Origin of the sequence: Streptomyces turgidiscabies Car8, from assembly GCF_000331005.1 — a bacterium.
Lineage (GTDB): Bacteria > Actinomycetota > Actinomycetes > Streptomycetales > Streptomycetaceae > Streptomyces > Streptomyces turgidiscabies.
On record NZ_AEJB01000167.1, the window covers coordinates 1 to 4,433 of the forward strand.

Annotated in this window: 4 protein-coding genes; 2 read left to right on the forward strand and 2 right to left on the reverse strand. The window is 71.6% G+C overall.

What is annotated here, in order from left to right:
* Positions 1-295: 295 nt before the first annotated feature.
* On the reverse strand, positions 296-862 hold the full coding sequence (locus STRTUCAR8_RS10515; protein ID WP_044471979.1) for an Rv1733c family protein: 567 nt from the start codon (positions 860-862) through the stop codon (positions 296-298).
* A gap of 212 nt (positions 863-1,074) precedes the next feature.
* Between STRTUCAR8_RS10515 and STRTUCAR8_RS10520 the strand changes: the two genes are divergently transcribed.
* Positions 1,075-2,160, forward strand: a complete 1,086-nt coding sequence (locus STRTUCAR8_RS10520; protein WP_006375602.1) for a WD40/YVTN/BNR-like repeat-containing protein — start codon at positions 1,075-1,077, stop codon at positions 2,158-2,160.
* Between the two features lie 438 nt (positions 2,161-2,598).
* On the opposite strand, the gene STRTUCAR8_RS10525 is transcribed toward STRTUCAR8_RS10520, so the two are convergent.
* The gene (locus STRTUCAR8_RS10525; protein ID WP_006375599.1) at positions 2,599-3,276 is read right to left on the reverse strand and encodes a uracil-DNA glycosylase; all 678 of its coding nucleotides are present in this window, start codon (positions 3,274-3,276) and stop codon (positions 2,599-2,601) included.
* A gap of 362 nt (positions 3,277-3,638) precedes the next feature.
* On the opposite strand from STRTUCAR8_RS10525, the gene STRTUCAR8_RS10530 reads away from it, so the two are divergent.
* Positions 3,639-4,433 (forward strand): sirohydrochlorin chelatase family protein (locus tag STRTUCAR8_RS10530; protein ID WP_086025748.1); only part of this gene is annotated, 795 nt, incomplete at its 3' end.

The following is a 4,433-nucleotide window of genomic DNA, read 5'->3' on the forward strand; positions in this document are numbered from 1 at the left end:
TTGCCGCACTGCACAACGGGGAAGGGCACGGCGGCACTCTGCTCGCCCTGACCGACAGGCGCGGCCCGGCCTCTCTCGCCCGCCTGCACGGCCGGTACAGACCGGAGACGCTCCGCGCCGTGCCGTTGCCGACAGGCCTGCCGAGCACGACGTCGCCGTGGCAGGCGGACCGGCCAGGGTCGACACCGCCGCGCTCCCCCACACTCCCCCGCGCTCACGCACTCGCCGACGGCCGGGGATTCGCGGGGACGCCGGACACCGCTGCCTCGCTCCCCCGCCTCGCGCGTGCGCCCTCTCAGCGCGTGTTGCGGCCCCACATCGGGTCGAACCGCTCCCACGCCTCGTCCCACTCCTCCATCCGCCGGCGCTGCAGACGGCCGCGCAGGAGACGCCAGCCGACATAGGGCACGCTCGCCCCGCTCGCACCCGCCAGGGCGCCGATCAGGGTGGCTCTCAGGTGAGCCTCGGACTCGGTGGCGGGCTTCGTCACCAGACGGCCCTGCGGGTCCGTCCAGACCGTCGCCGGGCTGCCCGCGGTGCTGCCCGAGTCGACCCGGGCCTGGCCCGTGTGCCGGGTGCCGTCGGCGGCGCTCCAGCGGACCTTCGCCCACACCTTCTCGCTGCCCACGGTGCCGGGCGCGTCCTCCACCACCAGAGCCGTCACGGGGCGCCACTCGACGCGCTCTCTCGCCAGCCCCTGTTCGACGGAGTGCGCCGACACCAGGCCGACGAAGACTCCGGTGAGCACGATGAGTGCCCAGGTGGCCAGTACGGCCCATCCCTCCACGGCATCCACGCGACGCCTCAGCGGATTGCGCCGCCAACGCCACAGCCACACCCTCGGACCACGGAATGCCGCCATCGAAGGCATCCTCCTCACGCGCACACGGACATGCCCTGCCGTCCTCCCATACGCGCGAAGGCCCTCCGCTGCTCACGGCAGGCCCGAGGTCTCCGTCACATCCCGCCGACAAACCGCTTTGACCTGCGGCGACGCCGTTTCCAGGGGTGACTGTCAGTGGTGGGGTGCAGACTGGCCGATGACTGGACAAAGACGTCCCGGAGGTGATCGGCATGACCGAGGTACTGCTCACGGTCGGCACGCGCAAAGGCCTGTTCATCGGGCACCGGCGCGGTGGCACGTGGGAGTTCGACGACAGCCCTTCTTTCAACGCGCAGGCCGTGTACTCGGTCGCGATCGACACCCGGCGCGAGAACCCGAGGCTGCTGGTCGGCGGCGACAGCGCCCACTGGGGGCCGTCGGTCTTCCACTCCGACGACCTGGGCCGGACGTGGACGGAGCCGGCGCAGCCGGCCGTCAAGTTCCCCAAGGACACGGGCGCCTCACTGGAGCGCGTCTGGCAGCTCCACCCGTCGACGGCGGAAGCGGACGTGGTGTACGCGGGCACCGAACCGGCGGCGCTGTACCGCTCGGAGGACCGCGGTGAGTCCTTCGAGCTGGTCCGCCCGCTGTGGGAGCATCCCACTCGCTCCCGTTGGGTACCGGGCGGCGGCGGTGAGGGGCTGCACACGATCGTCACCGACCAGCGCGACCCGCGTGCCGTGACGGTCGCCGTCTCGACGGCGGGAGTGTTCCGTACATCGGACGGCGGCGCGAGCTGGGCCCCGTCCAACTCCGGTGTCTCCGCGGTGTTTTTGCCGGATCCGAACCCGGAGTTCGGCCAGTGCGTGCACAAGGTCGCGAAGGACTCGGCCAACCCCGACCGGCTCTACCTCCAGAACCACTGGGGTGTCTACCGGAGCGACGACGCGGGCGGGAACTGGACGGACATCGGTGCCGGTCTCCCCTCGACGTTCGGTTTCGCGGTGGCGGCTCATCCGCACCGCGGCGACACGGCGTACGTCTTCCCCATCAACGCGGACGCGGACCGTGTCCCGGCCGACCACCGCTGCCGGGTCTTCCGTACGGCGGACGCGGGCAAGAGCTGGGAGCCCCTGTCGGCGGGCCTGCCCCAGGGGGACCACTACGGCACGGTGCTGCGCGACGCCCTGTGCACGGACGACGCGGACCCGGCGGGCGTCTACTTCGGCAACCGCAACGGAGAGGTGTACGCGTCGGCGGACGACGGCGACAGCTGGCAGCAGTTGGCGTCCCACCTGCCGGACGTCCTGTGTGTTCGGGCCGCGGTGATCGACTGAGGAACCGTCACAGGAGGACGTGCGGGTCCTGTCAGCCGGGCAGACCCCACTCCCCGGCGTCGGGTTGGCGGCCTTCCGGTGAGCGGCGCGCCGGAGGCCGACATCCGCGGGTCGGCGTGGCGCGACTCTCCCTGGGGCTGTTCCGCCGGCTCCCGGCGACCTGGTCGCGGTGGGGGCGCCCGGTGGGCGAGGCGGACCGGGCCGTCCCGTGAGCGACGAGCGTGACCATGGGTGAACTGCTCGCTCTGCTGTCCGCTCTGCGCTCGGCATCACGCACTTCGTCAACGACTTGGCCTCGCGCGGACACAACGCCTCGCCCTGTTACTCCTGAAGGAGCGCCTGAACGGCCGTCAGGCCGCCGGTTCGGCCGGTGCTGTGCTCGCTGTCGGGCTCATCGCCCTGTACTGAAGGAGACTCGGCCGTGGCGACGGCCGTGGGCTACGGCAGTTGCCAGTTCACCGGCTGGGAGCCCTGCTTGACGAGCAGGTCGTTGGCCCGGCTGAACGGCCGCGAGCCGAAGAAACCGCGGTCCGCCGACATCGGAGACGGGTGGGCGGACTCGATCGCCGGGAGATCGCCCAGCAGCGGCCGCAGGTTGCGCGCGTCACGCCCCCAGAGGACGGACACCAGCGGCTTGCCACGGGCCACCAGCGCCCGGATCGCCTGTTCGGTGACTTCTTCCCACCCCTTGCCCCGGTGCGCCGCGGGACTGCGCGGTGCCGTGGTGAGCGCCCTGTTCAGCAACAGGACACCCTGCTTCGTCCACGGGGTCAGATCACCGTTCGACGGTCTGGGCAGCCCCAGGTCCGAATGCAGCTCCCGGAAGATGTTCTCCAGGCTGCCCGGCAACGAACGTACCTCGGGCGCCACGGCGAAACTCAGCCCGATCGCCATCCCCGGTGTGGGGTAGGGATCCTGACCGACGATCAGGACGCGGACGTCGTCGAACGGCTGCTGGAAGGCCCGCAGGACGTTCGCCCCGGCCGGCAGGTACGTCCGGCCCGCCGCTATCTCGGCCCGGAGGAAGTCCCCCATCGCGGCGATGCGTTCGGCGGCGGGGTCAAGAGCCTTCGCCCAGCCCGCTTCGACAAGTTCATGCAAGGGTCGTGGTGCCACAGTCCGTCACCCTACTGGCACACAGCGAGGCCCCGCACAGACGGGGAAGCCCCCCGCACACCGACGCCGCTGAATGACCGGCATATGAACCTGATGCCCGATTGCCGGACAGGAGGCGGCACTTCGCCGCACCGCGCAAGTCCGCCCATTTCACCGAGTCCCATCGGGCCTCGCCGACCGCGTGCGGTTGACCAGCACAGACGTACGGGGTGGGTATGCCCGTCTTCTCCGGACTGCACAGAGATGTCACATACTGATCACTTCTGATCCGCCCGTAACTCATCAGACAAAAGCGGACGGATACCGCTCACCTGCCCCCTCCCCGAACAAGGGAACCCAATAAGCCAGTAACATGCGGCGCCATGAGCTCCCCCACTGGGCCCGCCGGCCTGCCAGTACGAATGCCGCGCCCCCGCCAGCCGGGCCGGCACCGCCGCCCCGAGCCGCTGGCGGCTCCCGAGGGAGCGCCCGCGCTCGTCCTCGCGGTGCCGGGCATGCCCAGCGCCGCGACCCGGAGCCTCGCCGAGGAGGTCGTGAGCATCGCACGCTCCGAGCTCCCCGGCCTCGACGCCCGCATCGGATACCTCGACGGTGACGACGCGGAGTTCCCCACGCTCCAGTTCGTGCTCACGCACACCGCGCAGGAGCGCACCGCCCGCTACGAGCAGGCCCTCGCCGCCGGCGCCGACGTCAAGCCGCCCGAGGGGCCCGTGGCCGTCGTCGTGCCGCTGCTAGCCGGTCCGGACAACGCGCTGCTGCGTCAGGTCCGTCAGGCCGTCATGGAAAGCCGTATCGCGGCCGACCTGACCGACGTCCTCGGCCCGCACCCGCTGCTCGCCGAGGGACTGCACGTACGGCTGTCCGAGGCGGGCCTCGCGCGCGCCGACCGGGCCCGGCTGTTCACCGTGGCGACGGCCGCGGACGGCATCATCCTGGCCTCGGTGGGTGGCGAGGAGGCCGTACAGGCGGCCGGGATCACGGGCATGCTGCTCGCCGCGCGCCTCGCCGTGCCGGTGATGGCGGCGGCCCTCGACCAGGACGGCTCGATCGCGGCCATCGCCGAACAGCTGCGGGCCTCGGGTTCGCAGAACCTGGCGCTGGCCCCGTACCTGATCGGCCCGGAGATCGACGCCGGTCTGCTGGAGGCCGCGGCGTCG